The organism is Pantoea sp. PSNIH1 (genome assembly GCF_007680655.1).
Lineage (GTDB): Bacteria > Pseudomonadota > Gammaproteobacteria > Enterobacterales > Enterobacteriaceae > Pantoea > Pantoea eucrina.
Map to the genome: position 1 here is coordinate 127,981 of NZ_VEIP01000004.1, position 26,545 is coordinate 154,525.

The window sequence follows — 26,545 nt, forward strand, 5'->3', positions numbered from 1 at the left end:
ACTCCCTGCTTTACCTCCGTTAGTTGGGCACGGTGATAAATCGCTACCAAGCGTAGCTCACCGTTTGGCTTTTGTAACAAACGAAGCACACCATCCTAACAACTTTCTTTTTTATATTGAACGTGCAATCAAAAAAAGTTTTAATAGGGGTCTCGATTTGAGGTGGAGCGGAAGTGATGCCAAAGGTAGGAATGCAGCCGATACGTCGCCGGCAACTGATTGATGCGACGCTGGATACCATCAACGACGTAGGAATTAACTACGCCACCATCGCGCAAATTGCCCGACGGGCTGGCGTCTCTACCGGCATCATCAGTCACTATTTCAAAGACAAAAATGGCCTGCTGGAAGCCACCATGCGTGATGTCACGCGTCAGCTGCGCGAAGCCGTTGCCATGCGGCTTAAACCGCTGGCAAACGCCAGCACCGAAGCGCGCCTGCTGGCCATTGTGGAAGGCAACTTTGATGATACCCAGCTGCACAGTGCCGCCATGAAAGCGTGGCTCGACTTCTGGGCAAGCAGCATGCATCAGCCGCAGCTGGGCCGGTTAGAGCGGGTCAGCAGTCGCCGCCTGTTCTCCAGCCTGGCTGCAGAGTTTCGCCGGGAAATGCCGCGCGAGCAGGCCCGACTGGCAGCTTACGGTTTGGCTTCTATGATTGATGGCTTGTGGCTGCGTGCCGCATTGAGTGGCAAGCCCTTTGATTTAGCGATTGCCAGAACGCTTACCACCCAATTTATTCGTCAGCAACTGGCTGACTCACCGAATCACTGAGGAAGGAGAAACCATGTCCCGATTCACCGAACAGCACCTCTACATTGATGGCAAATTTGTCCCCTCTGCAGCAGGTAACACCTTCCAGAGTATCAACCCTGCTAATGGCGATGTGCTGGCAGAAGTCCATGAAGCTGAGCGTGCGGATGTCGATCGCGCCGTTGAAGCCGCGAAAAAAGGCCAGAAAATCTGGGCTGCGATGACGGCGATGGAGCGCTCGCGCATCTTACGGCGTGCGGTGGAGATCCTGCGTGAACGTAATGACGAACTGGCGGAACTCGAAACGCTGGACACCGGTAAACCGTTCAGCGAAACCCAGGCGGTAGATATTGTCACCGGTGCTGATGTACTGGAGTACTATGCCGGGCTGATCCCTTCACTGGAAGGCCAGCAGATCCCGCTGCGCGACACCTCTTTTGTCTATACCCGCCGCGAACCGCTCGGCGTGGTGGCCGGGATCGGCGCGTGGAACTATCCCATCCAGATTGCGCTGTGGAAATCGGCACCGGCACTGGCTGCGGGTAACGCCATGATTTTCAAACCCAGTGAAGTCACTCCGCTGACCGCGCTGAAGCTGGCTGAGATCTACACCGCGGCCGGCGTGCCGGATGGTGTTTTCAACGTGCTGAACGGACGCGGCGCGGTGACCGGTCAGCTGCTGACCGATCATCCTGGTATCGACAAAGTTTCCTTCACCGGCGGCGTGGCCAGCGGTAAGAAAGTGATGGCAAACGCTGCCGGCTCGACACTGAAAGATGTCACGATGGAGCTGGGCGGTAAATCTCCGCTGATTATCTTTGATGATGCCGATCTCGACCTCGCTGCTGACATCGCCATGATGGCAAACTTCTACAGCTCCGGTCAGGTCTGCACCAACGGCACCCGCGTCTTTATTCCCGCAGCGGTAAAAGCGGAATTCGAGGCCAAAATCAGCGAACGCGTGGCGCGTATCAAAGCGGGCGACCTCGCCGATCCGGCCACGAACTTTGGTCCGCTGGTGAGCTTTGCCCATCGCGACAACGTAATGCGCTATATCGAATCGGGCATCAGCGAAGGGGCTACGCTGCTGTGCGGCGGTAAGCGCATGAGCGGCGCTGAATTTGATCAGGGCGCGTGGGTTGAACCAACCGTCTTTACCGACTGCCGCGACGAAATGACCATCGTACAGGAAGAGATTTTTGGCCCGGTAATGTCCATTCTCACCTATGAGAGCGAAGAAGAGGTCGTGCGTCGCGCTAATGCCACCGAATATGGTCTGGCCGCGGGCGTGGTCACGCAGGATCTTAACCGCGCGCACCGCGTTATTCACCAGATTGAAGCCGGTATTTGCTGGATCAACACCTGGGGTGAATCCGCCGCTGAAATGCCGGTAGGCGGCTATAAGCACTCCGGCATCGGCCGTGAAAACGGCGTGATGACGCTGCAGAATTACACCCAGGTTAAATCGGTGCAGATCGAAATGACCCGTTTTCAGTCAGTATTTTAATTGAGCTTACCTGAGGAGCGACTAATGGAATTTGATTACGTCATTATCGGAGCCGGATCCGCAGGAAACGTACTGGCTACCCGTCTGACCGAAGATAGCAATGTCAACGTACTGCTGCTGGAGGCGGGTGGACCCGATTACCGCTTTGACTTCCGCACTCAGATGCCTGCGGCCCTGGCTTACCCGCTGCAGGGTAAGCGCTACAACTGGGCGTATGAGACCGAGCCGGAACCTTATATGAATAACCGCCGCATGGAGTGCGGGCGCGGTAAAGGGCTGGGTGGCTCTTCGCTGATCAACGGCATGTGCTATATCCGCGGCAATGCGATGGATCTCGATAACTGGGCCAAAGCGCCCGGTCTTGAGCAGTGGAGCTATCTCGACTGCCTGCCCTACTATCGCAAGTCAGAAACGCGTGATATCGGCGCAAATGACTATCACGGCGGCGAAGGTCCGGTCAGCATCACCACCTGTAAGCCGGATAACAACGTCCTGTTTGCGGCAATGATTGAAGCAGGCGTGCAGGCGGGTTATCCGCGCACCGACGATCTGAACGGCTATCAGCAGGAAGGCTTTGGCCCGATGGATCGCTTTGTTACGCCAAAAGGCCGCCGTTCCAGCACGGCACGCGGCTATCTTGATACCGCGAAGAAACGTCCGAACCTGAAGATCATTACCCATGCGACCACCGATCGCATTCTGTTTGACGGCAAGCGCGCGACCGGCGTTGAATACCTTGAGGGCGGCAGTAACACCCCGAAAACGGTCTATGCGCGGCGTGAAGTACTGCTGTGCGCTGGCGCCATCGCCTCGCCGCAGATCCTGCAGCGTTCAGGCGTCGGTCCGGCAGAGCTGTTGCAGCAGTTTGATATTCCGGTCGTGCACGACCTGCCCGGCGTGGGTGAGAATCTGCAGGACCACCTGGAGATGTATCTGCAGTATGAGTGCAAAGAGCCGGTCTCTCTTTATCCGGCGCTGAAGTGGTGGAACCAGCCGAAAATCGGCGCCGAATGGCTGTTCAACGGTACCGGCGTCGGCGCCAGCAACCAGTTTGAAGGCGGCGGCTTTATTCGCAGCCGGGAAGAGTTCGACTGGCCTAACATCCAGTATCACTTCCTGCCGGTTGCCATTAACTACAACGGCTCTAACGCGGTTGAAGCGCACGGCTTCCAGTGCCATGTTGGCTCTATGCGCTCGCCAAGCCGGGGTCACGTGCGGATCAAATCACGCGATCCGCGCCGCCATCCGGCCATTCTGTTCAACTACATGTCGCATGAACAGGACTGGCATGAGTTCCGCGATGCGATTCGCATTACGCGTCAAATCATCAACCAGCCGGCGCTGGATAAATATCGCGGTCGCGAAATCAGTCCGGGAATCGACTGCCAGACCGATGAGCAGCTGGATGAGTTTGTGCGTAACCACGGTGAAACCGCTTACCACCCTTGCGGCACCTGTAAAATGGGCAGCGATGAGATGGCCGTGGTCGATGGTGAAGGTCGCGTGCATGGCCTGCAGGGGCTGCGCGTGGTCGATGCCTCCATCATGCCGCTGATCATCACCGGCAACCTGAATGCGACAACCATTATGATTGGCGAGAAGATTGCGGATAACATTCGCGGTCGCGATCCGCTGCCACGCAGCACTGCCGACTACTATGTTGCCGGCGAGCGCCCGGTGCGCGGTGAGCCTGTACGGGCATAACCTCTCTGCAGGGCAGCGCAATGCTGCCCTGCTTCATACCGTCTTATCCTCGCTGTGAAACATGCCACGACGAATGCCCGATCGGACCAGCCGACACTGAAGCTGAACGAGTTAGTTAATCAACTAATAGTATGTTGTAATTATGATAGTGTGGCAGCTTCATTTTCCGCGCCTGCTGCTGCCAGAAAATGCTGCAGAATGGCATTCCGGCGCTCTCCCTGCCGGGTCACAATCGCGATTTGGCTGCCGAAGCGCAGCCGCGAAGGCGCAATTGCACGCATCTGCTGCAGCTCACACCAGCGTGCCGCATAGTGATCGGGCAGAAAGCCGATATAGCGTCCGGTTAAGATCAGAAAAGCGATACCTTCCCGGTCAGAGGCTGTGGCCGTACAGTTAAGTGACCGATGCAGCGCAGCGGCTTCCGCGCTCAGACGGTAGCCAGGCGCTATCGCTTCATAGCGATGCAGCACCGCTGGATCCGCCTCATGCGCCTGGCTGAAAAGCGGGTGCGTACTGCTGCAGTAAAGACAGGAGATCTCTTCATAGAGCGGCATATAGACCAGGCCCGACACCGGCGCGGTATAGGGCAGCGCGCCCACGTGCAGACGTCCGTCAAGCAAACCCTGCTCAATATCAGCGGCCGTAAGCATACTGATATTAATGCGGACTTCCGCACCCTTTTCGCGTAACGCTTCCAGCGCCTGCGTAATCTGCATACGCGGCTGCGTCACCAGATTATTGATAATGCCGATATTAAGTTCACCGCGCAGCTGTTTATGCATCTGATTTATTTGCTGGCGAAAATCCTCAACCGCCGCCATCAGGCTGGCGCTGTGGCGCAGGATCTCGCGCCCCTCATCCGTCAGGGCAAATCCCGCCCTTCCGCGCTGACAGAGCCGCATCCCGAGACGCTTCTCCAGATCGCTCATATGCAGGCTGATCGCCGAACGGGTAATGCCCAGCCTGCTCTCGGCAGCCGTAAAGCTGCCGCATTCGCTAACGACTTTAAACAGCCGCAGCAGACGCAGATCGAAATCGGTAACCTGCGCCAGGGTTTTAGGTTTCATTCAGGTGAGTTTTCCGCTGACTAAACTTAAGTTAATTAGCATTTAACTTAACCGATGCCTGATTGCAAACTCTGGCTATACACTCTGGAGAACCCGCCATGTCCGAACGCATAGATACCGCTTCCCTGAACCTGCAGTCGCACTGGATGCCCTCCAGCGCCAATCGTAATTTCCAGCGCGATCCGCGCTTTATCGTGGCAGCGGAGGGACGCTGGCTTACCGATGATCAAGGGCGACACATTTATGACAGTCTGTCAGGGCTGTGGACCTGTGGCGCTGGCCACACGCGCAGTGAGATCCAGCAGGCGGTAAGCCGGCAGCTCGGCGTGCTTGATTACTCCCCCGGCTTTCAGTATGGCCATCCGCTCTCGTTTCAGCTGGCAGAACGTATCACGCAGTACATGCCGGGCGATCTCAACCATATCTTTTTCACCGGCTCCGGTTCTGAAGCGGCAGACACCGCGGTAAAAATGGCGCGCGGCTACTGGCGCGCCAAAGGCCAGCCGGCCAAAACCAAACTGATCGGTCGCGCCCGCGGTTATCACGGTGTGAACATCGCCGGCACCAGCCTCGGCGGCATTGGCGGCAACCGCAAAATGTTTGGTCAGTTTATGGATGCGGATCACCTGCCGCATACGCTGCAAAGCGACCTCGCCTTCACGCCGGGTCAGGCTGAAACCGGAGGCGAGGCGCTGGCCAATGAGATGCTGAAACTGATTGAGCTGCACGATGCGTCAAACATCGCCGCGCTGATTGTTGAGCCGCTTTCCGGCTCCGCCGGAGCCATCATTCCGCCACGGGGTTATCTGCAGCGCCTGCGTGAGATCTGCACGCAGCACAACATCCTGCTGATTTTTGATGAGGTGATCACCGGCTTTGGCCGCATGGGACGCTGGACCGGCGCAGAGTACTTTGGCGTGACGCCGGATCTGCTTAACTTTGCCAAGCAGATCACCAACGGCGCCATCCCGCTGGGGGGCGTGGCCGCCAGCAGCGAAATCTATCACGCCTATATGTCACAGCCGCTGCCAGAGCATGCGGTGGAGTTTGCGCATGGCTATACCTATTCCGCCCATCCGGTCGCCTGCGCAGCGGCTATCGCCACGCTTGACCTGCTGGAAAAGGAGTCGCTGATAGCGCAGTCGGCTGAACTGGCACCGCTGTTTGAACAGCAGCTCCACGCGCTGCGCGGTTGTCCGCACGTGGTGGATATTCGCAACTGCGGGCTGGTCGGGGCGATTCAGCTGGCGCCGCGTGAAGGTGATGCCACGCTGCGCCCTTTTGAAGCGGGCATGCTGTTATGGAAGGCGGGATTCTATGTTCGCTTTGGCGGCGACACGCTGCAGTTTGGTCCGATGTTTTCTGCTCAGCCTGACGAACTTGACAGGCTGTTTAATGCGGTAAGCGATGCGCTGTATCGCCTTGCTTAAGCGATTACGCCAGCGCTTTCGCCTGCTGCAGACGGTAATAGAGCAGCGACAGTAATATCAGCAGGCAGCCGAGCATCTGCCGGGCCGACATCGCTTCGCCATACCAGAGGGCCGCCGCCAGCACCGTCAGCAGCGGTTCCAGGATCATGATCAGTGCGGCATTTGCCGCGCTGGTCATGCTCTGTCCTTTCAGCTGCAGCCAGAAGCGCAGGCTGGTCGCCAGCAGCGCGCTGGCCGCCAGCCAGCTCCAGGAAGCCAGCGTGATCTCCTGCGGCCAGCTTTCAGAGAGCAGCGACAGCACGCCTGCTACCGCGCCGGTGCAGGCGAGCTGTACCGTGGCCAGCGGACAGACAGGGACCGTCGCGGCAAAGCGGGTGGTGAAACAGAAGTAGACTGCCTGAACCAGCGCGGCGCCGAGGAACAGGAGCTGGCTCAGTTCAAAATGGAGATCCTGCCTGAGCGTCAGCAGCGCCAGCCCCGCGATGCCCACCGGCAGGGAGAGCCAGAACGCACGCGCCGGCCGGCTGCGCAGAATAACCCAGGCAAAAAGCGGCACAAACAGCATTGAGAGGCTCATAATAAAAGCCCCCTCACCCAGCGAGCGCGTGGTGGCGACGGCATAAATCCACAGCAGCATATAAGCAGACTGCAGCAGCCCGCTCATCAGAACCGGCCTGATATTCCGCAGCGTATGGCGCAGCTCGGCGGCACGGCACAGCAGCAGCAGTACCACGCTGGCCGAAAGAAAGCGCAGCGCAACAAAGGCCAGCGCGGGCATACCAGCTATCGCTTCGCGTGAGCAGATCCAGCCAAATGCCGCGATGAGCGTGGTGCTCACCAGCAGGGCATCCGCCTGACGTTGTCTGGCTATCATTTATCTCTCCGCAGCGTGCGTGTTTGCCATCAGCTCTGGGCGCTCACCAGCCGGACGGCAAAACCAAAGAACAGCATACCGGTCAGCATGTTGGCAAATTTAACCAGCCGCGTGCGGCTGCGCAGGAAGCGGACCATCACCGCGCCCGCCACCAGCAGCACGGAGTAGTAGCTGAAGCTGATAAGCTGGATCAGCGCACCCAGCGTGGCGAACGCCGGCGCGGTATGAGTGACTTTGGGGTCGATAAACTGAATAAAGAAAGAGACGTAGAACAGGATAGCTTTAGGGTTAGTCACCCCCAGCAGTACCGCACGCAGAAAGTAGTTTTCTGCTTTGACCGGCTCAGCAGGCTGCGCATCCGCGCGCTGGCGCAGTGCGCCCATGATGATTTTGATACCCAGATAAAGTAAAAACATCGCGCCCAGATAGCGCACCATCATAAAAATGTGCGGGCTGGTGCGGATCAGCGTAGCAACCCCTGCCCAGGCAAGAAAAATCAGGATCAGATCGCCTGCCATGACGCCCGCAATCGCTTTAGACGCAGCTTTCATGCCGCGGCCCATGCCGGTGCGTAAAACATAGAGGCTGTTCGGGCCGGGTAACAGAATAATCACCAGCGCACCTGCCAGAAACGTCCATAAATCGATAATGCCTAAATCTTGCAACATTAGTGCCATAGCTCCATTCGCCACGCGTTATTCGCACGGCGTAATCATAATATTTATACCGGGTTAACCAGACGACAGCGCGACGCTGCCGCGCGCTATGTTAGCAGGTATCCCGCATAAATCGCACCTCTGTTGCGTGCGGTTGCCGTGCATGAGAAGGTCGCAGACAACAGCACGTTCGTTGCTAAAGCGGGAAGCAGACCGGGGCATCCCTGCCCGGTTATTACACTTTGCTTTCAGGCAGTACGGTCAATACCGGCTGATGCCTGCGATGAAACAGCGGATAGGCGATGCTGGTTACAACCAGACTGATAATCCATGAGATATCCACGCCCGGGATCAGTTTTGCATAGGGACCGGAGAAAAACGCATTTTCGATGAAAGGAACCTGCACCAGGATCCCGGCAAAATAGACCAGCAGCGCCTGTGTATTAAGCCGCCCATAGCGTCCTCCGTCCGCCTGAAATATGGCTGCCACGTCGTAGTGCTGTTTATTGACGTAGTAGAAGTCGAGCAGGTTGATCACAATCCACGGGATCAGTACGGCGATCAGCGCCAGAATCAGGTTGATAAAAAATGCGACAAAGTTCTGCGACGCCGCCAGCGCAATCAAAATGCTGCCTGTCAATACCAGAGCGGACACCACCAGCCGCACCGCCGCCCCCGGCGTCCAGTGCGGACGGAAGGTCTGCACGGCCGTTATCAGCGATAACACCGCCCCGTACAGGTTCATGGAGTTATGACAGATGATATTCACCAGAAACAGGATCATCAGCAGCGGTCCCAGCCAGCCGGTGGCATGACGCACCGCCATCATGGCGTCATCCGCCGGAGCAATACTGACGGCCATCATGCCAAAGACAAACGCCAGGATAGTTCCGCCGCAGGCGCCGAGGTAAGTCGCCCAGAAAGGACGGGCGATCCCCACATCCGCAGGCAGATAGCGCGAATAATCTGAGGTATAAGGTGAAAAGCTGATTTGCCACACCGCACCAATGCAAAAGGTCCCGAACCAGCCTGCCGCGCTCAGCGATCCGCGCTGCCAGAAGTCTGCCGGTAGTGGCTGCGATAGCATCAGCGTCAGTCCCAGCAGCAGGGCCGCGCCCATGATCCATGCGCCAATTTTATTGATCCGGTGAATAAAGCGGTAACCTATCACGCCGATCGCTGTTGCCAGCACGGCGCCTAAAATCGTTGCGCTCGCCACCGGCAGCGCCGGAATGACATTGTTAATTACCCGGCCCGAAAGCGAGATATTGGAGATAAAGAACCCCAGATAGATCACGGTAGTAAAACTGATTACCAGCAGCGAACCATAGCGCCCGAACTGCGCGCGGCTCTGTACCATCTGCGGAATGCCGGTTTTCGGCCCCTGCGCTGAGGTCAGCGCAAGAAAGATGCCACCAAAGAGATGGCCGGCGATAATCGCAGAGAGCGCGGAAATTACATTAAGATGAAACGTTTCGGTTGCGATCGCCCCGCTGACCACCGCCAGCGGAGCAATATTGGTACAGAACCAGAGCGTGAACAGGCTGTGCGATTTGCCGTGCCGCTCAGACACCGGCACATAATCCACCGACTTGTTCTCGATAAACGGCCCCTGACGTGATGATTTTTCCACCTTACCCTCCAGTTGAGATGCAGAATTATTATGTGTTGCAGATACATCACTGGCGTTGTCATGCCATAGCCATCCCGACGATGTGCGTCTCGTCTTCTCGCAGGAGAAACTGCTGGCGGTAAGACTCCTGATACTTAGCGATCCGGCGGGCGGGGATGTGAATGGCCAGCGCCGGAAAGGGAATTAACGCATGATAAATGGGTCGTCGATGGGCTCATCGCTGGTGCGCAGCCATACCGTTTTGGTTGTGGTGTACTCCAGCGCGGCGTCAGTGCCGCCCTCGCGCCCGAATCCTGATTTGCCATAGCCCCCAAAGGGTGCCAGCGGTGAGACTGCCCGATAGGTGTTCAGCCAGACCACACCGCTGCGCAGCTGGCGCGTGATGCGATGCGCGCGCGTCAGATTTTGCGTAAAGACGCCGGCGGCAAGACCATATTCGGTGCCGTTAGCCAGCCGCAGCGCGTCCGCTTCCCCGCTGAAAGTCAGCACCGAAAGCACCGGACCAAACAGCTCCTGCACGACACTCTCTGCTGCCGGTACGCTGCTGCAATCAAGAATAGTAGGCGGATAATAGAAGCCAGGCTTGTGAACAGGCTCATGCCCGATAATCAGCTTAGCGCCCTGCTCCAGCGTGCGGCTGACGACCTGTTCAATGTTCTGTTTCTGGCGCAGCGTGCAGAGCGGGCCAAACTGCGTTTCAGGCTGCTGCGGACAGCCGATCACAATGCTGCGCACTTTACTCACCAGCCTTTCAATAAACGCCTCTTTAATACTGGCTTCTACCAGCAGGCGCGAGCCTGCAACGCAGCTCTGACCCGAGGCTGAGAAGATCGCAGCCACCTGAGCGTTCGCCGCACTCTCCAGATCGGCATCGGCAAAAACAATAAACGGTGACTTGCCCCCCAGCTCCAGTGAGGTGCTGGCGAGATTCTCCGCGCTGCCGCGTATAATATGGCGTGCGGTTTCTGCGCCGCCGGTAAATGCGATATGATCGATAAGCGGGTGTGCGGTGAGCCGTGCACCGCACTGCTCAGCAAAGCCGGTGATGACGTTAATCACGCCGGGCGGAAAACCCGCTTCATCAATCAGTTCTGCCAGCGCCAGAAGGGGAGCCGGAGCCACCTCTGCTGCCTTCACTACCAGCGTACAGCCAGCGGCGATCGCCGGGCCGATTTTAACCGCTGACAGAAACAGCTGGCTGTTCCAGGGGATGATTGCCGCCACCACGCCCACCGGCTCACGTCTGACCCACGTTTCCATATCGGGCTTATCGATACTTAACGTGGCCCCCTCCATTTTGTCGGCCATGCCCGCGTAATAGCGGTAATACTCCGCCACATAGGCGATCTGCGCCTGCGTCTCGCGAATAATTTTGCCGGTATCCAGCGTTTCAATGCGTGCCAGCCGCGCCGCATCCCGCTCAATCAGATCGGCCAGCCGCAGCAGCAGTTTACCGCGCGCGCTGGCGGTAAGCGCGCGCCATGCCTCTGACGTAAACGCGCGGGCAGCCGCCTCCACCGCGCGGTCAGTCTCCTGCTGTTCTGCGCCAGCGATAGTTGCCCAGGGCTCTGCGGTCGCCGGATTCAGGGATGTGAACGAGGCTGCGCCGGTTACAAACTGCCCGTCAATATAGAGTTTAAACGCGTCCATCTCTCTCTCCGCTTAGTGGAATTCCGGAACGACCTGCTCAATAAAGCGCATCAGCGAAGCTTTTTTGCGCTCAAAGGTCATACCGCTGTCGAGCCATAACGCATATTCGTCATAGCCCAGTGCTTCATAGTTTTTCAGCCGGGCGATCACTTCGTCCGCCGTACCGATAGCCAGGTTCTGGCGCATTTTTTCCGCGCTGTAATAGGTGTTAGCGGCAATCTCTTCATCACTGAGTGGCGCAATAAGCCCCTGCGTCACCGGACGCTCGTTTTTAAACCAGGCGCCAAAGTAGTGGTAGAAGCGGTTCAGCTCCTGCGCTGCCTGCTGTGCATCCGCTTCATCCGCCGCTACGAAACCGTGCTGCAGCAGCATAATTTTTAGCGGCTGCTCCGGAGCGTATTCCCGGCACGCCTCTTTAAACGTGGTAATCAGGCGCACAATCTCCTCGTCTCCCTGATGCAGCGGCGTGCACTGCACGTTACAACCCTGCTTAACGGCAAACTCATGGCTGTTGGGATCGCGGGCAGCCACCCAGATGGGGGGATGCGGCTGCTGTTTGGGTAACGGCGAGGACGTAGTGGACGGGAACTGCCAGAACTCGCCCTGATGAGCATAATCACCGCGCCAGAGCGCTTTTACTGCCGGCACCAGCTCCCGCATGCGCTGACCGGCTCCCCAGGCATCAAGGCCCGGCAGCAGACGCTCATACTCAAACGCATAGGCGCCGCGCGCAATACCCAGCTCCAGCCGTCCGTTAGTGATGATATCGGTCATTGCCGCCTCACCGGCAAGGCGAATCGGATGGGTAAACGGCGCAATAATGGTGCCGGTACCGAGGCGCACATGTCGGGTGCGGTGCGCAATATCCACCAGATTGATGAAAGGGTTCGGTGCAATGGTGAAGTTCATACCGTGATGCTCACCGGTCCAGATCGCATGCAGCCCGCCGCGATCGGCGATTTCGCACAGCGTCATCATCTCTTCGTAGAGCTTATCCTGTGCATCATCAGCCGAGACGCGCTCCATATGCAGAAACAGAGAAAGCTTCATACCACCTCCTGATGGGCTGACACAGAGAACTGGCGCACCGAACCTTGCGCTTCATCGCCGTAATAGAGGCCATAATTACCCGCCGCATATTCACGCATGTAGCGTCCCAGCAGCGCCTGCAGCGCACCGTTAGCCACCGGTACTGCAGCCAGATCCTGCAGATCGCGCCACTCTCCCTGGTCAACTGCGGGTAGCGTACCGCCGGTGGGCTGAGCGCATAAAAAGACAATATGCTGCTGCTTTTTCTGCCGATCCTCCCACATGGAGTAGATAAAGCCCGGACTGGCGGCAATCTGCAGCGTGCTGAATACCTGCGTCAGCGTTTCATCGACGCTGCGGCCGCGCATGGTTTGTGCCGGTAGCTCATACCCCTCTGACTGCCTGACCAGCAGCACCTTACCGGCGGACTCGATAAGCGCACTGACCACAACATCCGGCCCGCTAATCAGCGACTCTGCCTGCTGATAAGGGGTAAAATAGGCGCCGCGATAGTAGCCCAGACCCGCCGTGCCGCTGGAAGCGAACTGCAGCACGTTACCAATCAGAATTGCGTGGTCGCCCGCGTCAATCACCTGATGCAGCGAACACTCAAACCAGGCCGAACTCTCATCAATCAGCGGCGTGCCCTGCTCTCCGCGATGCCAGCTGACGCGCGCAAACCGGTCGGCAATTTTCTGCGCAAACACGTTTGACGTCTCTTTCTGCTGTTCTGCCAGAATATTGACGGCAAAATGGCGGCACTGCGTAAAATGTTCAAAGTTAGCCGAACGTTTGTCGATGCTGACCAGCAGCAGCGCCGGGTCGAGTGATACCGATGAAAAAGAGTTTGCGGTGAAACCAATCGGCTCACCTTTAGCATCCCGGGTCGTGACCACGGTTACGCCCGTCATAAAGGCGCCAAAGGCGTCGCGCAACTCTCTGCGTTTATCTGCGTCCATAAGTTACTCCTGAATAGGCTCTTGTGACGTGACGGGGGCTGCAACCGGCTCAAGGAAAGAGAGCATCTCTTGCGTGACCCGTTCAGCATCGGTCAGATTCAACATGTGTCTGGCGTTATCGATAACCACCGCCTCACCGTAAGGTGCTGCGCCGGCCATCTGGCGTGTCATTTCCGGACTGGAGTTGGCATCCAGTTCGCCCGTCATGACCAGCACCGGACAGCGCATCTCTGCCCAGCGATCGGCATACAGCGAGTCGCCTTCAGCAAACGCCTGATAGGCGCGCGCATAGCCTGCCGGGCTGACCTGCTGCAGCCACTCGCCGACTCTGTGACGCAGCGGCTGCTCCTCCGGGGTGGCGCTGAACCAGCGCTCCAGTGGCGCATCCAGCTGGACATCACCGCTTGCCAGCTCGTGAGCGCGCTGCAGGACCGCAGCGCGGGCCGCAGCTGAGCGCCTGAATACGCCGCTCATGACGATGGCGCGGCTGACAGAGTGCGGATAATCAATTGCCAGTCCGGCGGTGATCAGGGCACCCATTGAGTGCCCGGCAACCGCAAAACGCTGCTCTGGCTGAGTGGCGAGAAAGGCTGCCAGCCAGGAAACGTAGTCGGTCAGCGTCGCGTGATGCCCGAAGCCTGTGCTGTCGCCATGCCCGGGCATATCCACTGCGATAACCCGAAAATGGCGGCTCAGTACCGCTATCTGGGGAAACCAGGCTTCCGCATTCATGCCCACGCCGTGAATCAGCACCAGCGGAGTGCCGGCTCCCGCTTCGAGATAGCTGACCTGCGCTGACGCCTCAGACAGCGGCTGGATTTTTCTGATCATGGCCAAGCTCTTTAAGATCAAGATAACGGTTACCGATGCGATGATGCGGGCGGCCGCCCAGCGCAGCGCCCAGCGCAATCACGATCTCGTCGCTGAACGGGGCATCATTGATGGTGAACTGCATGGTCAGATAATGTTCGCGCGAGCCCTCATCTTCTGTTCCCATCATCGGGACGAGAATCGGGGTGTTGGCCGGGCCGCGCGTATTGTTGAATGCCAGATAGGTTTTGCCCTGCACCGCAGAACGGTAGTGATTACCAAAATGCAGCGTATGAATCAGCGCTGAGGCGTGCTCCAGCTCGCCGTTCAGTCCGGTAACGGCACATTTGCCATAGGCGACCACGCGATCGCCGCCCCCCGCTTCTTTAACGATTAATCCGGTCAGCAATTCGCCTAATACCGGCGCCATTTCACGGATTTCTGGTGCCAGATCTTCAACAAAGCCTCTGCCAGCCCACGGATTTTTGACCACGGCTGCAGCCGCAATCATCACCAGCGGCGTGCCCGCCGCTTTGCCGCCATCGGTATACACGGTTTCAGTGGTGACGACGGTTTTACGAATATCCGGATGCATGTAAACCCCTTTCAAGTTAACGGTTTGTTAATTACTACTGGTGAAAGGGGTATAGCATCGCCACTTTTGGGATGTCAAAACATGGTATACCATCATACAGTCATACCTTAATTGCCTGCTTTTTATGCGCCAGGATGCGCCAGACGCGGTCCTGGGCCATTTTAGCGGGCTGCCAGTGCAGGTTTTAGCGAGTAGAAAATCAGCTATCGGAGTGTGACTGGCATCATAAAAGTGAAGCAGGCCAGCGCAGCGGAAAAAAATCATGTGATTGATAAATTTGCATTATTTTTAAAGCCCGCGCGGGAAAAGGGAATACTTCAGCGATAAGTGATAAAAATGTGAGCAATAACAAATTCCGGGTATGGCGGCGTCAGACGAAATCACAGCGCCGCTGAGGGCTTTATGACCTCAGACTCTGTTGCAGCCACGTCCGCGACGTTGCGTTAACTGCCGGAACAGTGCTAATAGTAAAAAAGAGCGCGCGCAGGGGGCTTCGCGCAACGGTTCTTAACGCGGGACAATAGGGAAGATCATGATTGCGATTCACTCCTTAAGGATTGAAAACACGCCGGTGACACTGCGGGAACTGGCGCTGGTCAAAGTAAGACAGGCAATCATCTCAGGCTATTTTAAAGCGGGCGATCGTCTGGTTGAACGCTCATTGTGTGATGAGCTGGGCGTCAGTCGTACCGTGGTGCGGGAAGTGATCCGTTATCTTGAAGCGGAAGGACTGATCGAAAACCTGCCTAAAAAAGGGCCTATTGTGGCGCGGCTCACCTGGGAGATTGCGCAGCAGATCTACAGCATACGTCAGCTGCTTGAATCTGCAGCTGCAGAAGATTGCGCCCGCAAAGCCACAACGGAAGATAAGCAGAAGCTGCACACCCGGCTGATGCGAATTGCCAGAGCATCTGAACATCATGACGATATTGAACGGGTTGAAGCGTCTCAGGCGTTTTATGAAACGCTGTTTTCGATTGCGGAGCATCATATCGCCTGGGAAATCGTGCAGCGGCTCAACAGCCGTATCAGCCGGCTGCGCGCCATGACGCTGCGCAGCCCTGAACGCCAGGTTGCCGGATTTGAACGTATGTCGCGTATCTGTGCAGCAGTTGAAGCCAGCGATCCGCAGCAGGCCAGAGAAGCGGTGATACAGCATCTGACGGAAGCTGCGCAGCTGGCAAAAACGATTCTGACAACGGAGGAGTAACCATGACCGCTTACTGGATAGCACACGTGACGGTGCATGATGCTGAGCGCTATCAGCGTTACCGGGATCTTGCACCGGCGGCCTTTAATAAATATCAGGCAACATTTCTCGCGCGGAGCGAGCAGGCGCTGACGCTGGAAGGCGAGAGCTATGGCCGGCATGTGTTAATCGCGTTTCCCGATTATCAGACGGCCGTGGCGTGTTACCACTCACCCGAATATCAGCAGGCGCGTGCTGCGCGTGCTGATATTGCTGACGCAACGATTGTCATTACCGAAGGATTAGCCTGAACCGGCCCGGCTGCATAAATTACTTATCTGTTCAGCAAAATTAACTCATCGAACAAAATTCGTACGTTCGCTGAAACGTTGCTATTATAGTGACGCTAAACAGCAATGCGTTGCTGACGAGAAAGTTTACCGGTTATCGTTCGCCTGCCCGCCTCGCGGGCTTTTTTTTGTCTGAAATTCAGACTTTGCCGGTCAGACGCGGGCGTTCCGGGCGAAATCCCAGTCCGATAAGACGCCCAAACAGGTGACGCAGGAACGGGTAGCGGCTGATGAACTGCGGCACTTTTGACGGCGCGCTGCGCGTGCGTTTTTTACTGCTCATCTTTATCTGCAGAAACTGCGTGGCAACCGTCGGAAACTGACGCCGCCGCTGGACTTTCTGTAGCGTTTTCAGGCTCACCCTTCCCCTGAGCAGTGAAGGCGTGAGCAGATTAGCGGTGGCCACCGCATCCTGGATAGCCAGATTCACCCCTACGCCACCGATGGGCGACATCGCATGCGCCGCATCTCCGATGCACAGCACCCCTGGACGGCACCAGCTGTCGAGCCGATCGATCCGGATCGACAGCAGGCGGAACATTTCCCAGTGCGTCAGCACCTGAAGCCGCGCTTCGCTAAAGGGGGCCACCTCAGCAAGCCGCGTAATAAACGCAGCGACATCGCCCGCTTTGAGCCGTTCAAACTCACCTTTTTCGATGGTATAGCCGCACTGCCAGTAGTCACCGCGATCGATCACAATAAAATTCTGCTTCGGTCCTTTATGGCCCATGCCGAGCGCCGGATCGTCGGGATGCTTAGGAAGTGAAAACCACAGCACGTCACGCGGTGCGCCAAAACTCTGGCTGGTCAATCCGGCTTTGGCGCGTACCTGTGAATGACGGCCATCTGCCCCGACCACAAGCGGTGCGTGAATAGTATGTCCCTGCAACGTCGTCAGGCCGGTAACCCGGTCTCCCTCTCTGATAAAGTCAGCAAAGCCGGTCTCCTGCAGCAGCGTAAAATTGTCCCAGGCGCGGGCCTTACGCGCCAGAAAATCGAGGAAATCCCACTGCGGCATAAAGGCGATAAAACGGCAGCGCACCGGCAGGCGGGAAAAGTCCGCCATGGTGATCTCTTCCCCGCCCACTTCCGCCTGCAGCTTTTCAGCCCGCTGATGCGGCAGCGTTAACAGCTCATCCAGCAGACCAAGCTGGTGCATCACTTCCAGCGTTGAAGGATGAATAGTGTCACCGCGAAAATCACGCAAAAAGTCAGCATGTTTTTCAATCACAATCACATTTACGCCGGCACGCGCCAGCAGGTATCCCAGCATCAATCCGGCCGGACCGCCGCCTGCAATACAGCAGTCAGTATGGAGAGTTTTACCGTTGTGCATTCTGTCAGTTCCGCATCAATTTACTGATAATAATTATCATTTATATAGCATGTTATAGCGGTAAGGCGAGAATCCGATGCGCTTATATGCCCGTTTAGCAATCGCAGCGCTGCAATATTCTGTAAACATTAAAATAACCTGTTTTAAATAGTTTCCTTGCGGACCCGGCAGCTTATTCCAGGCTTATGAGATAATTTTTTACGCGAGATAAGTAGCCATGAAAGAGCAAAATCGGGATGTCGGCATCAAACCTTATGGCGGCTCAGCCGGCGGCTGGGGTGCACTGAAAGCGGTAGCAGATGCCATTCGCCGTCAGATGGCGGTGAAACAGGATGTGATTGCGTTATTTAAGGTCAATCAGCCGGAGGGATTTGACTGTCCGGGCTGCGCCTGGCCCGATCCGCGTCACGCCTCGTCGTTTGAGTTTTGTGAAAATGGTGCCAAAGCTGTCTCCTGGGAAGCGACCAGCAAACGCACCACGCCCGCCTTTTTCGCCGCGCACACCGTCAGCGAACTCTGGCAGCGCAGCGCGTTTGAACTGGAAGGTGAAGGCCGGCTCACGCATCCGATGAAATATGATGCCGTCAGCGATACTTATCAGCCCATTGAGTGGGAGACCGCGCTGCAGGAGATTGGCGCGCTGCTGCGCGGTTATGACGATCCCGATAGCGTGGAATTTTATACTTCCGGACGCGCTTCCAATGAAGCGGCCTTTCTCTGGCAGCTGTTTGCCCGCGAATATGGCACCAACAATTTTCCCGACTGCTCCAATATGTGCCATGAGCCCACCAGCGTAGGCCTGCCTGAATCCATCGGCGTCGGCAAAGGCACGGTAGAGCTGGAGGATTTCGATCACGCCGATCTGGTGATCTGTATTGGTCACAACCCTGGCACCAACCATCCGCGTATGCTGGGGACGCTGCGGGAGGTCTCTAAGCGTGGTGCAAAAATTGTGGCCATTAACCCGCTGCGCGAGCGCGGGCTGGAGCGTTTTACCTCTCCGCAAAGCCCGATTGAAATGCTCTCGATGGGGTCCACGCAGCTGGCCTCAACCTACTATAAAGTGCGCGTTGGCGGCGATGCGGCCATGCTCAAAGGGGTGATGAAAACGCTGCTGGCTATGCATGATAACGCGCTTGAAGCCGGCGAGCCGCCGATTCTGGATGAGACGTTTATCCGTGAACATACTGAAGGCTTCGCGGCGCTGAAAGCGGATCTGGATGACACCAGCTGGGATCATATTCTGAAAGTCTCCGGCATGGATATCGCCGAAATCCAGAATATTGCCCACCTCTACGCCGCCGCGGAAAACACCATTATCTGCTACGGAATGGGCATCACCCAGCATCAGTACGGCACGCAAAATGTGCAGCAGATTGCGAACCTGCTACTGCTGCGCGGCAATATTGGCCGGCGCGGCGCAGGCATCTGCCCGCTGCGCGGACACTCCAACGTACAGGGCGATCGCACCGTGGGCATTACAGAGATCCCCTCGCAGACGCTGCTGGACAGTCTGCAGAAGGTCTTTGGCTTCACGCCCCCGCAGCAGCACGGGCACGGCGCGGTGGCGGCGATTCAGGCGATTCGTGACGGACGCTCAAAGGCGCTGCTTTGCCTGGGCGGCAACCTTGCTGAAGCGATCTCCGATCCGCAAATCACCTTTGAAGCGATGCGCAAGCTCGATCTGGTGGTGCATATGGCGACGAAGCTCAACCGCTCTCATCTGTTGATGGCTAAACATAGTTACCTGCTGCCTGTGCTGGGCCGCACGGAGCGGGATCGCCAGGCGTCGGGCGACCAGAGCGTCACCGTGGAAGATTCGATGTCGATGGTGCACGCCTCGCGCGGCACGCTGGAGCCTGCCTCGCCGCATCTAAAATCGGAACCGGCGCTGGTAGCAGGGCTGGCAAAAGCGACGCTGCCGGCTTCCCGCGTAAACTGGGATAAAATGGTCAGCGACTACAGTAACATTCGTGATGCGATTGAAGCCGTCTTCCCCGCTTTTGAGAACTTTAACCAGCGCGTAATGCAGCCTGGTGGTTTCCGCCTGTACAACGCGGCTTCTGAACGTGTCTGGCTGACGCCGTCGAAGCGCGCGCAGTTTAAAGTGATGCAGGGCATCAATGAGGATCCGCGTTCGCTACAGTGTCACGATCTGGTGCTGACCACGCTGCGCAGTCACGATCAATACAACACGACGCTTTACGGGCTGAACGATCGTTATCGCGGCATTACCGGCCGGCGCGACGTACTCTTTATTTCTGCCGATGAAGCGGAGAGCCGGCAGCTGCGCTCCGGCGATACGGTCAATATGACCGCGCTCGATCCGCAGGGCAACCGCACGCAGCGCCGTATGGAGAACCTGACCCTCGTGATTTATGACATGGCGCCCGGTTCGGTAGCCGCTTACTATCCGGAAGCGAATATCATGGTGCCGCTCGACAGCCACGATACGCAAAGCGGTATTCCCGCGTATAAAAGTATTCCGGTGGTGATTGAGCCTTCCGGTGCCGCGCAGGCTGACAGCAGCGGCGTGCTGCGTTAAGTGCAGGGCTCCGGATACGCATTCATGCTGTCCGGAGCCGCGCTTTAGTGGCGAATCGCGCAGCCACATTGCGACATTTCGCCCGGGATATATTTTCCCTGATGGGAATGCCGCACTTCCAGTGCACCCTGCTGCCAGACGCTGCTGTCAGCACGCTGCTCCAGTAACCGGTTCAGCGTTTCTGCGATCTGTAACTCGCTGCGCGGTGCCCAGCGGGTAAGATGCCAGGTGGATGTTGCCGCTTCGGGCACGCTGCCATAGCCCGTTACCGCCACGTGCGCACCCTGACCAAAATCACGCACGGCCTGTAGCGCGCCAAACGCCAGCTCATCGCTGCTGCACACCAGCGCGTTAATACGTTCAGCGGCACGGGTTTTCTTCAGGTAGGTCATCATACTTTGATACGCCGCTTCGCGCTGCTCACTGCCGGCCGTCAGTAAAAGCTGTATCTCTTTCTCCTGCGTCTGCAAAGCGGCATTCACGCCTGCCAGCTGCTGGCTTATAGCCGGCGTGTCACCGGCGTGCATAAAGCCTGTCCGCTGATGCCCCTGCGAAAGCAGCAGCAGGGCGAGCGCTTCGCCGGCGCTGTAGCGATCGCTGGCCAGTGCATCAGCATGAAGCTGCGCGACCGCAGGCAGGATCTCTGCGGCCAGAGTCTGCTCATCGTCGCAGACAGATGAGAGATACAGCAGATGCGTAACCGGCAGCGCGGCGGCATTATGCAGCGCCTGCTGCAGCTCCTCGCGTGACTGCGCATGAATCAATAGGCTGACCATGCCGCGTTTGTTGAGCTGAGCGCTGAATGCGCTGAGCTGACGCGCGGTTGCCGCATTTTCAGGCGCGCGACAGATCAGCGCGACAAGTGAAGAGGAAGCTGACATCAAAGAGGCTCCTGCCAGTCCGGGCTGGCCTGATGAATAAAACGGTGAGTATTCCACGTTACCCGAATAATGCGCTATCGCCAACAACCGGCGGTACGCTCTGATTAAGACCGGTGCACCGGACGGCTTTCAGCCGCGCCTTAACGATCACTTTGAGCCGGCAACTGTTACACTGTTGCCACTTATCTTCTGTTTGCGGAACCCTTATGCACGTGATTATCGATCCGGCCGATCGGCCTTTTATCCACCGACTGCTGGGCAGTGAACCTGACACCATCGACGCCAGCTCTGCTGAAGCGCAGCGCCTGCAGCAGGCTCTGGTTATCGCTCGTCAGCAGAAAAACCACGAAGCCGATCTCGACTGGAAACGTAACGCGCTCTATCTGGTGCTGTTTCTGTTTTTGTATGGCGTACTCGGCGCGTCGTTAACCCTGGATCTCACCGGTCTGGCACAGGATTCGCTGCATAAAAGTATCGCTTATGCTCTGGCGGCAGTACCGGTGCTGATCGCTTTCTCAGGCCTGTTTATCTCACTGCTGTTTCTGTTTGTGACACGCGGCAGCGCGCGTCGTCTGCGCAGCTGGGACCAGGGCATCTGGGTACTTGAGAAATACACAGGGTGCAACCTCAGTATGCAGATCAACGAAATGGGCGCGCGCGCAACCAATTATTCACAGTCCGCTATCAGCGTAGCGCTGGCGCTGTTTATCTGTGTCACCTGGGTAGTGATGTATAACTTCTTTACCTTTACCACCAGCGGCGTTATTGGCAGCGTTATCTCTCTGTTTATCACCACCATGACTTACGTCATGCTCGATATTCAGCTGCTGAAGTCCGGGAAGTCGATTGCCATTGATGAACCTCAGTTCCCGGCGGACGACGAGAAAACGCCATAGTCCTTGCAGGCAAAGGCGCGGGCGGAACGCATCTGCCCGCGCCCGCCACGCCTCGTCAATCCTTAACTATACTCAGCATGGGATTTTTACGATGTTGTGTAAGGAGAGACAATGAAGATTTGGCCTCTGGTTGCTGTCACCGCGCTTTCACTGACGCTGGTGGCCTGCAAATCGCCTACCCCGCCCAAAGGTGTTAAGCCGGTTACCGGTTTTGATGCACAGCGCTATCTGGGCAAGTGGTATGAAATTGCGCGTCTCGATCATCGCTTTGAGCGTGGTAAAGATCACGTGACCGCCACGTATAAAAAGCGCAGCGATGGCGGACTGGTTGTTATCAATCGCGGTTACGATCCGGAGAAGAAATCCTGGAGTGAAAGCGAGGGTAAAGCCTATTTCACCGGACGCTCTGACGTTGCGGCGCTGAAGGTTTCGTTCTTCGGGCCTTTTTACGGCGGCTACAACGTTATCGCGCTGGATGAAGATTATCAGTATGCGCTGGTCAGCGGCCCGAATCGCAGCTACTTGTGGATACTGTCGCGCCAGCCGCAGATCCCGGAGCAGGTTAAACGTGACTATGTTAATCTTGCCAGAGAGCTGGGCTTTGCCACCGATAAACTCATCTGGGTCGATCAATCCTGACAAACACGTTTCACCGCGGGGTGGTTTGCGGTTACCGTAGGTTTACGGTAACCTTGGCGCCCCTTTTTGCCCTGTGAGACGCAACCTGATATGCATTCAAATGACCCTCTGCACGGCGTAACGCTGGAAATGATAGTGACTGCGCTGGCAGAACATTACGGCTGGGCAGAACTGGCAAAAAAGATCAATATTAACTGCTTTAAAAGCGATCCCAGTATAAAGTCGAGCCTTAAATTTTTGCGACGTACACCCTGGGCGCGTACAGAAGTTGAAGCGCTCTATCGGGAGATGTTAACTGAGCAGCCTGAGAAAGATCTTGCTGACGCCGGATTTAATCCGTGGACGCAGGGAAATAAAGAGAAGCACTGAGCGCGCTCAGGCAGGGCTAAATAGCGCCCTGCCCAATAAGTATTACTGCGTATTTTTATTCGCTTCTTTCTCTTTTTTATTCGCCATGTGATGACCTACTGCACATCCTGCTGCCGCACCGGCTACACCGTGATGCTTAAGATGCCCTGCCACACCGCCTACCGCAGCCCCTTTCAGACAGCCTTTAGCCTGAACCTGAGCAGTCGCTGATAACAGCACGCCGGCAGTTAATAAAGCAAACGCTATTTTACACATATTCTTATCCCCGAAAATAAATGCAGATTGCATTCATGCTGAATATAGTAATGAAATTCCGGAATATCGAATGAATTACCTGAGTTGCGCCGCAATAATGTGTAACCAGAAATAAGTTACTAAAGGTTAAAATTCGCGTTGAAGCGTGTCATTGCTATGCGTTCTGCAGTCAGGGAATAAAATAGAATAAAAATGAGGCGAACAGATAGACTGGCCGGCACAGTGCTAAGTGCGCCTTATCTGGCAAAGGGGATGGATTATGCTTGCGGGTTTATCCACATTCCGCGTGAAAAGAGCAGGCGCAAACCTGTGGATAACCTTCTGCAGGCCGCATGGCAGATACGCCGCCATTGATTGGTTATTTTTTAACCATAAGAACAGCAAAGCCGCCCGAAGGCGGCCTTAACGCTTATTCACGCCAGATTATTTATAGAGCTCAGCGGTCATATGCACACGGTTGTTTGTATTGGCTTCAGTAATTTTGTACTGCGCGCCCTGCTCCTGCGCCTGAGCGGCAATTTTCGCTTCTGCACCATCCAGCGTACCGGAGGTCACAGAGATGCTCTGTGCAAAGCTTGCGCCGGATACCAGGGTCAGAGCGGTTACAGCAGCAATTGAGAGAGCTTTCATGGTTTTCATAATCTTTTCCTTAATATCTGTTTTAAAGGCCGCACGCCTTTGATGAGAGATATAGTAACACTGTAAACTATATACATTTTGATAATTAATGCTGTTACTGTGATCTTGCTAACTAAATTCACAAGCAAGTCAAGCAGTTTATTTCACTTAAGAAAGCAGCTGGAGAATCACTCCGGAAACGCTATCAGCGCTGCCTCTGTTGCGATGAAGAGAGAATAAAGGTGTTGAGGAGAGTTTAAAAGCTAAGCATTTTGCCGTTTATGTTCATATTTTTTGAATAAAACCAGGCGTAAAAAAACCGCCATCAGGCGGTTTTTCTCAGCAGGCGGAGAGGGGTACGGCTGTTATTCCTGGATCAGAGAAGCAGGTAGCGCTCAGACTTTGTTTTTATAGTTGAAGCTGATTTGCGAACCCTGTTCGCGGGGCAGTCGCCGCGCCTGGAGATAGACAGACTTCCAGTAAGGATTGTTGAGGGATGAACGCATCACACCCTGACTCACCGACGCATGCAGGAACTGGCGGTCAGTATCATAGAAGCCGACATGCAGCTCATGCCTGATGCGGAAAAAGACCAGATCGCCCGGCTGCAGATGGGCCTGATCGACCGGCTTGCCCATGGCGATGAGTTCACGTGTCGTCACGCGCTCCATCGGAATATTAAAGCGATCTTTCAGCGTGCGCCAGACAAAGCCTGAACAGTCCACGCCGGAGAGCTGCGTGCCGCCCCACTGATATTTTGTGCCCTGCCAGGAGTGCATCTGATCGTGCAGTGCAGCAATAACCGGGATTAAATCGGGCTGTTTATCACCAGAGAGATTCATTTCAGCGCTGTCAGGCGGAGGCGCTTCATGATGCTTTTTCGCGCATCCAGCCAGCGTAAAGAGCAGCAGACTGGTAAAAAGAGTACGGCTTGCGGTGATAGTCATGGGTTGTCGTTTCGCCCGGCTTATTGGTGAAAGATTTATACCGTAAAAAAGCAGCACAGTTAAACCCGCAGCGGGAAAATCCTCACTCTCTCCCTGTTATTTACCTTAATTTACATAAAGGTAACATCATGTTTATACGTATAAAAACAGGATAAACAGTAATTTTGACAGGTGCCGTGGGTCGCGCGTGCTGAACGAGCTAATTTTAGCGGGTGTTTGAGAAAAGAGGAGGAGGGAAAAGAAAAATTTCAGCCGTCTTGTGAAGTGATAAAGAGGATGTCCCGGTTAACTCTGACAGCCAGCCGGGACTCAATCGCTACTCTTCTGCAGCGGCGACGGCCAGCGACTCAATTTGCTGCCAGAAATTCTCAGGCAGAGACTGAACCAGCGGAACCGGATCGCTGACAGCATGTTCGATGACGGCCAAAAGTTGCTGTGTGTCACTGTTGTTGTTTTTCAGAAGTGTTGTCATAACGCAATAACCTGGTGAAATGTATCAGCGGGTTATTGTAAGGATCTGGTACTAAAAATAAATAAACGAACCGCACTAATCTGCCGCTGGCTTAAGGCATTTGTGCGTTTTGCACGTAACTTTACAGGCTGAAAACAGACCAGGCACGTCAGTTTTACAAAATAAAAACAGTGCGGTAAAAAATAGCGTTTATGCGCAACGTCTGCCGCTCGCCAGAGGCGGCGGCAGAACCTGAGTGCATCAGCGCGGGATGATATTTTCCGCTTTGAGGCGATCGAACAGCTGGATAAAAGAGTCAACGGACGAACGATAGCCGGTAAAACCTGCTTTGCGGCTTTTGCTCATATCTGTAAACACTTCCATCGGGCGACCGAGATCGGCATCGGTATGCCACCATGACGCCAGCTTACTGATATCCGCCTCACGTAACTGATAGCGTGCAGCGATCTCCTGCCAGATTTCAGCCGCCTCCTGCATTCTCTCTTCCAGCGGCAGCGTCTGAGCCGGCAAGTCTGCAGCTTCGATACCAAAATAGGCTGCCAGCTGCGGCCACATCCAGTTCCAGCGGAAAACGTCGCCGTTTACTGCGTTAAAGTCCTGATTCGCTGCGCCTTCTGCTGTAGCCGCCCAGACCAGCTGCTCAGCCAGTAAACCAGCATCCGTCACATCGACCAAACCATTCCACTGCTCAGGCGAGCCGGGGAAGATAAACGGCCAGCCTTTCTCACGGCACAGGGTGGCATAGACGGCCAGCGTCTGGCCCATATTCATCGCATTACCCAGTGCAAAGCCGACGATGGTGTGCGGACGGTGCACGCTCCAGCGATAATCATATTTTTCGGCCCCGGCAAACAGCTCATCCTCCTGAGCATAATAGAAGTTATCTACCGGCTGGCGGCCCTGCTCTTCGCGGAACGGCGTAACCGGTACGGCTCCTTTACCATAGGCTTCAAAAGGCCCCAGATAGTGCTTAAGGCCGGTTACCAGCGCCACGTGAGCACCCTGCAGCCGTTCGCCCAGCGCCTCAATGACGTTACGCACCATGCCGCCATTAACGCGAATGTTCTCTTTCTCATTTTCCTGACGTGCCCAGACGCTGAAAAACAGCGCATCGGGTTTTTCCTGCGCCAGCGCATCGCGTACCGCGTCGCTGTCGGTAAGGTCAGCAGTCAGGCTACGGCAGCCATCCGGTACTGCACCACGTCCGCGCGATAAGCCGGTAACGTCCCAGCCCTCTTTCTGCAGCTGTTCTGCCAGCGCACGTCCGATAACGCCACTGATCCCTACAATGAGTGCCTGTTTTTTCATCATTATCCTCCCGTCGGTTTATTAATATTTAGCCTAATAGAGAAATCAGTTCTTATCTCTGGTAAAAATTCACT

26 protein-coding genes are annotated in these 26,545 nt (G+C 56.0%); 10 read left to right on the forward strand and 16 right to left on the reverse strand.

Translation table 11 applies throughout. The features are described from left to right. Positions 1-176: 176 nt before the first annotated feature. From betI to betA, 3 genes are read left to right on the forward strand one after another with little or no spacing between them, the layout of a single operon-like run. Positions 177-773 (forward strand): transcriptional regulator BetI, encoded by a 597-nt coding sequence (gene betI / locus FS690_RS11995; RefSeq protein WP_145339670.1) that lies wholly within the window; start codon positions 177-179, stop codon positions 771-773. A 13-nt stretch (positions 774-786) separates the two neighbouring features. Next, complete coding sequence (gene betB, locus FS690_RS12000) at positions 787-2,259, forward strand: betaine-aldehyde dehydrogenase (RefSeq protein WP_071668368.1); 1,473 nt, start codon at positions 787-789, stop codon at positions 2,257-2,259. A 24-nt stretch (positions 2,260-2,283) separates the two neighbouring features. Then, positions 2,284-3,963 (forward strand): choline dehydrogenase, encoded by a 1,680-nt coding sequence (gene betA / locus FS690_RS12005; protein WP_071668369.1) that lies wholly within the window; start codon positions 2,284-2,286, stop codon positions 3,961-3,963. Between the two features lie 140 nt (positions 3,964-4,103). Here the strand turns inward: betA and FS690_RS12010 are convergent, their stop codons facing one another. After that, on the reverse strand, positions 4,104-5,030 hold the full coding sequence (locus FS690_RS12010; protein WP_104085812.1) for a LysR family transcriptional regulator: 927 nt from the start codon (positions 5,028-5,030) through the stop codon (positions 4,104-4,106). Positions 5,031-5,128: 98 nt separating this feature from the next. Here FS690_RS12010 and FS690_RS12015 point away from each other — a divergent pair, with 98 nt between their 5' ends. After that, complete coding sequence (locus FS690_RS12015) at positions 5,129-6,460, forward strand: aspartate aminotransferase family protein (protein ID WP_145339671.1); 1,332 nt, start codon at positions 5,129-5,131, stop codon at positions 6,458-6,460. A 4-nt stretch (positions 6,461-6,464) separates the two neighbouring features. On the opposite strand, the gene FS690_RS12020 is transcribed toward FS690_RS12015, so the two are convergent. The 8 genes from FS690_RS12020 to FS690_RS12055 form a co-directional block, all read right to left on the reverse strand. Further along, positions 6,465-7,331 (reverse strand): DMT family transporter, encoded by an 867-nt coding sequence (locus tag FS690_RS12020; RefSeq protein ID WP_071668429.1) that lies wholly within the window; start codon positions 7,329-7,331, stop codon positions 6,465-6,467. Between the two features lie 32 nt (positions 7,332-7,363). Continuing rightward, positions 7,364-8,002, reverse strand: coding sequence for a leucine efflux protein LeuE (gene leuE / locus FS690_RS12025; protein ID WP_040113891.1), 639 nt, complete (start codon positions 8,000-8,002; stop codon positions 7,364-7,366). Between the two features lie 223 nt (positions 8,003-8,225). Continuing rightward, positions 8,226-9,623 carry a cytosine permease gene (locus FS690_RS12030; protein WP_071668371.1) on the reverse strand — a complete coding sequence of 466 codons (1,398 nt, stop codon included), beginning with the start codon at positions 9,621-9,623 and terminating at the stop codon, positions 8,226-8,228. 183 nt (positions 9,624-9,806) lie between these two features. Then, positions 9,807-11,273, reverse strand: a complete 1,467-nt coding sequence (locus FS690_RS12035) for an aldehyde dehydrogenase (RefSeq protein WP_040113550.1) — start codon at positions 11,271-11,273, stop codon at positions 9,807-9,809. A 12-nt stretch (positions 11,274-11,285) separates the two neighbouring features. Further along, positions 11,286-12,323, reverse strand: a complete 1,038-nt coding sequence (locus tag FS690_RS12040; protein WP_040113552.1) for an LLM class flavin-dependent oxidoreductase — start codon at positions 12,321-12,323, stop codon at positions 11,286-11,288. After that, a complete protein-coding gene (locus FS690_RS12045; RefSeq protein ID WP_104085811.1) occupies positions 12,320-13,261 on the reverse strand; it encodes a flavin reductase family protein in 942 nt (313 codons plus the stop codon). The genes FS690_RS12040 and FS690_RS12045 overlap by 4 nt, the downstream gene beginning before the upstream one ends. Positions 13,262-13,264: 3 nt before the next feature. Beyond that, positions 13,265-14,092 carry an alpha/beta fold hydrolase gene (locus FS690_RS12050; RefSeq protein ID WP_071668374.1) on the reverse strand — a complete coding sequence of 276 codons (828 nt, stop codon included), beginning with the start codon at positions 14,090-14,092 and terminating at the stop codon, positions 13,265-13,267. Continuing rightward, the gene (locus FS690_RS12055; RefSeq protein WP_040113559.1) at positions 14,064-14,666 is read right to left on the reverse strand and encodes an amino acid synthesis family protein; all 603 of its coding nucleotides are present in this window, start codon (positions 14,664-14,666) and stop codon (positions 14,064-14,066) included. Before FS690_RS12055 ends, FS690_RS12050 begins: the two co-directional genes overlap by 29 nt. 532 nt (positions 14,667-15,198) lie before the next feature. On the opposite strand from FS690_RS12055, the gene FS690_RS12060 reads away from it, so the two are divergent. Both FS690_RS12060 and FS690_RS12065 read left to right on the forward strand, forming a co-directional pair. Further along, entirely contained in the window at positions 15,199-15,876 is a 678-nt protein-coding gene (locus FS690_RS12060; RefSeq protein WP_040113561.1) for a GntR family transcriptional regulator, read from the forward strand. A 2-nt stretch (positions 15,877-15,878) separates the two neighbouring features. Further along, positions 15,879-16,166 carry a DUF1330 domain-containing protein gene (locus FS690_RS12065; RefSeq protein ID WP_040113562.1) on the forward strand — a complete coding sequence of 96 codons (288 nt, stop codon included), beginning with the start codon at positions 15,879-15,881 and terminating at the stop codon, positions 16,164-16,166. A gap of 178 nt (positions 16,167-16,344) precedes the next feature. Here FS690_RS12065 and FS690_RS12070 read toward each other — a convergent pair whose 3' ends face one another. Then, positions 16,345-17,541 (reverse strand): FAD-dependent oxidoreductase, encoded by a 1,197-nt coding sequence (locus FS690_RS12070; protein ID WP_145339672.1) that lies wholly within the window; start codon positions 17,539-17,541, stop codon positions 16,345-16,347. A 217-nt stretch (positions 17,542-17,758) separates the two neighbouring features. On the opposite strand from FS690_RS12070, the gene FS690_RS12075 reads away from it, so the two are divergent. Further along, the gene (locus FS690_RS12075) at positions 17,759-20,086 is read left to right on the forward strand and encodes an FdhF/YdeP family oxidoreductase (protein WP_145339673.1); all 2,328 of its coding nucleotides are present in this window, start codon (positions 17,759-17,761) and stop codon (positions 20,084-20,086) included. 44 nt (positions 20,087-20,130) lie between these two features. On the opposite strand, the gene FS690_RS12080 is transcribed toward FS690_RS12075, so the two are convergent. Then, a complete protein-coding gene (locus FS690_RS12080) occupies positions 20,131-20,967 on the reverse strand; it encodes a substrate-binding domain-containing protein (protein WP_104085808.1) in 837 nt (278 codons plus the stop codon). A 206-nt stretch (positions 20,968-21,173) separates the two neighbouring features. Between FS690_RS12080 and FS690_RS12085 the strand changes: the two genes are divergently transcribed. The 3 genes from FS690_RS12085 (at position 21,174) to FS690_RS12095 (ending at position 22,871) form a co-directional block, all read left to right on the forward strand. Further along, the gene (locus FS690_RS12085) at positions 21,174-21,863 is read left to right on the forward strand and encodes a hypothetical protein (protein ID WP_145339674.1); all 690 of its coding nucleotides are present in this window, start codon (positions 21,174-21,176) and stop codon (positions 21,861-21,863) included. Positions 21,864-21,974: 111 nt separating this feature from the next. Then, positions 21,975-22,502 (forward strand): outer membrane lipoprotein Blc, encoded by a 528-nt coding sequence (gene blc / locus FS690_RS12090; RefSeq protein ID WP_040113572.1) that lies wholly within the window; start codon positions 21,975-21,977, stop codon positions 22,500-22,502. 90 nt (positions 22,503-22,592) lie between these two features. Beyond that, a complete protein-coding gene (locus tag FS690_RS12095) occupies positions 22,593-22,871 on the forward strand; it encodes a VF530 family DNA-binding protein (protein ID WP_040113574.1) in 279 nt (92 codons plus the stop codon). A gap of 42 nt (positions 22,872-22,913) precedes the next feature. Here the strand turns inward: FS690_RS12095 and FS690_RS12100 are convergent, their stop codons facing one another. The 5 genes from FS690_RS12100 to FS690_RS12115 form a co-directional block, all read right to left on the reverse strand. Then, entirely contained in the window at positions 22,914-23,126 is a 213-nt protein-coding gene (locus FS690_RS12100; RefSeq protein WP_145339675.1) for a hypothetical protein, read from the reverse strand. Positions 23,127-23,549: 423 nt separating this feature from the next. After that, entirely contained in the window at positions 23,550-23,765 is a 216-nt protein-coding gene (locus FS690_RS12105; protein ID WP_040113576.1) for a YdgH/BhsA/McbA-like domain containing protein, read from the reverse strand. A gap of 374 nt (positions 23,766-24,139) precedes the next feature. Further along, entirely contained in the window at positions 24,140-24,691 is a 552-nt protein-coding gene (locus tag FS690_RS12110) for a C40 family peptidase (protein WP_040113578.1), read from the reverse strand. A 316-nt stretch (positions 24,692-25,007) separates the two neighbouring features. After that, positions 25,008-25,163: a hypothetical protein gene (locus tag FS690_RS18370; protein WP_158249873.1), complete on the reverse strand. Its 156-nt coding sequence runs from the start codon at positions 25,161-25,163 to the stop codon at positions 25,008-25,010. Between the two features lie 240 nt (positions 25,164-25,403). Further along, entirely contained in the window at positions 25,404-26,471 is a 1,068-nt protein-coding gene (locus tag FS690_RS12115) for an SDR family oxidoreductase (protein WP_071668378.1), read from the reverse strand. Positions 26,472-26,545 lie beyond the last annotated feature (74 nt).

What these genes read in the sequence shown, in the direction of transcription:
- FS690_RS12040 (WP_040113552.1), bottom strand. Translation starts at nt 12,323, where the DNA reads ATGAAGCTTTCTCTGTTTCTGCATATGGAGCGCGTCTCGGCTGATGAT.
- FS690_RS12045 (WP_104085811.1), bottom strand. Translation starts at nt 13,261, where the DNA reads ATGGACGCAGATAAACGCAGAGAGTTGCGCGACGCCTTTGGCGCCTTT.
- FS690_RS18370 (WP_158249873.1), bottom strand. Translation starts at nt 25,163, where the DNA reads ATGACAACACTTCTGAAAAACAACAACAGTGACACACAGCAACTTTTG.
- FS690_RS12080 (WP_104085808.1), bottom strand. Translation starts at nt 20,967, where the DNA reads ATGTCAGCTTCCTCTTCACTTGTCGCGCTGATCTGTCGCGCGCCTGAA.
- FS690_RS12055 (WP_040113559.1), bottom strand. Translation starts at nt 14,666, where the DNA reads ATGCATCCGGATATTCGTAAAACCGTCGTCACCACTGAAACCGTGTAT.
- FS690_RS12085 (WP_145339674.1), top strand. Translation starts at nt 21,174, where the DNA reads ATGCACGTGATTATCGATCCGGCCGATCGGCCTTTTATCCACCGACTG.
- betA (WP_071668369.1), top strand. Translation starts at nt 2,284, where the DNA reads ATGGAATTTGATTACGTCATTATCGGAGCCGGATCCGCAGGAAACGTA.
- FS690_RS12110 (WP_040113578.1), bottom strand. Translation starts at nt 24,691, where the DNA reads ATGACTATCACCGCAAGCCGTACTCTTTTTACCAGTCTGCTGCTCTTT.
- FS690_RS12095 (WP_040113574.1), top strand. Translation starts at nt 22,593, where the DNA reads ATGCATTCAAATGACCCTCTGCACGGCGTAACGCTGGAAATGATAGTG.
- FS690_RS12050 (WP_071668374.1), bottom strand. Translation starts at nt 14,092, where the DNA reads ATGATCAGAAAAATCCAGCCGCTGTCTGAGGCGTCAGCGCAGGTCAGC.
- FS690_RS12070 (WP_145339672.1), bottom strand. Translation starts at nt 17,541, where the DNA reads ATGCACAACGGTAAAACTCTCCATACTGACTGCTGTATTGCAGGCGGC.
- FS690_RS12010 (WP_104085812.1), bottom strand. Translation starts at nt 5,030, where the DNA reads ATGAAACCTAAAACCCTGGCGCAGGTTACCGATTTCGATCTGCGTCTG.
- betI (WP_145339670.1), top strand. Translation starts at nt 177, where the DNA reads ATGCCAAAGGTAGGAATGCAGCCGATACGTCGCCGGCAACTGATTGAT.
- FS690_RS12060 (WP_040113561.1), top strand. Translation starts at nt 15,199, where the DNA reads ATGATTGCGATTCACTCCTTAAGGATTGAAAACACGCCGGTGACACTG.
- FS690_RS12015 (WP_145339671.1), top strand. Translation starts at nt 5,129, where the DNA reads ATGTCCGAACGCATAGATACCGCTTCCCTGAACCTGCAGTCGCACTGG.
- blc (WP_040113572.1), top strand. Translation starts at nt 21,975, where the DNA reads ATGAAGATTTGGCCTCTGGTTGCTGTCACCGCGCTTTCACTGACGCTG.
- betB (WP_071668368.1), top strand. Translation starts at nt 787, where the DNA reads ATGTCCCGATTCACCGAACAGCACCTCTACATTGATGGCAAATTTGTC.
- FS690_RS12065 (WP_040113562.1), top strand. Translation starts at nt 15,879, where the DNA reads ATGACCGCTTACTGGATAGCACACGTGACGGTGCATGATGCTGAGCGC.
- FS690_RS12075 (WP_145339673.1), top strand. Translation starts at nt 17,759, where the DNA reads ATGAAAGAGCAAAATCGGGATGTCGGCATCAAACCTTATGGCGGCTCA.
- FS690_RS12100 (WP_145339675.1), bottom strand. Translation starts at nt 23,126, where the DNA reads ATGTGTAAAATAGCGTTTGCTTTATTAACTGCCGGCGTGCTGTTATCA.
- FS690_RS12105 (WP_040113576.1), bottom strand. Translation starts at nt 23,765, where the DNA reads ATGAAAACCATGAAAGCTCTCTCAATTGCTGCTGTAACCGCTCTGACC.
- leuE (WP_040113891.1), bottom strand. Translation starts at nt 8,002, where the DNA reads ATGTTGCAAGATTTAGGCATTATCGATTTATGGACGTTTCTGGCAGGT.
- FS690_RS12115 (WP_071668378.1), bottom strand. Translation starts at nt 26,471, where the DNA reads ATGAAAAAACAGGCACTCATTGTAGGGATCAGTGGCGTTATCGGACGT.
- FS690_RS12035 (WP_040113550.1), bottom strand. Translation starts at nt 11,273, where the DNA reads ATGGACGCGTTTAAACTCTATATTGACGGGCAGTTTGTAACCGGCGCA.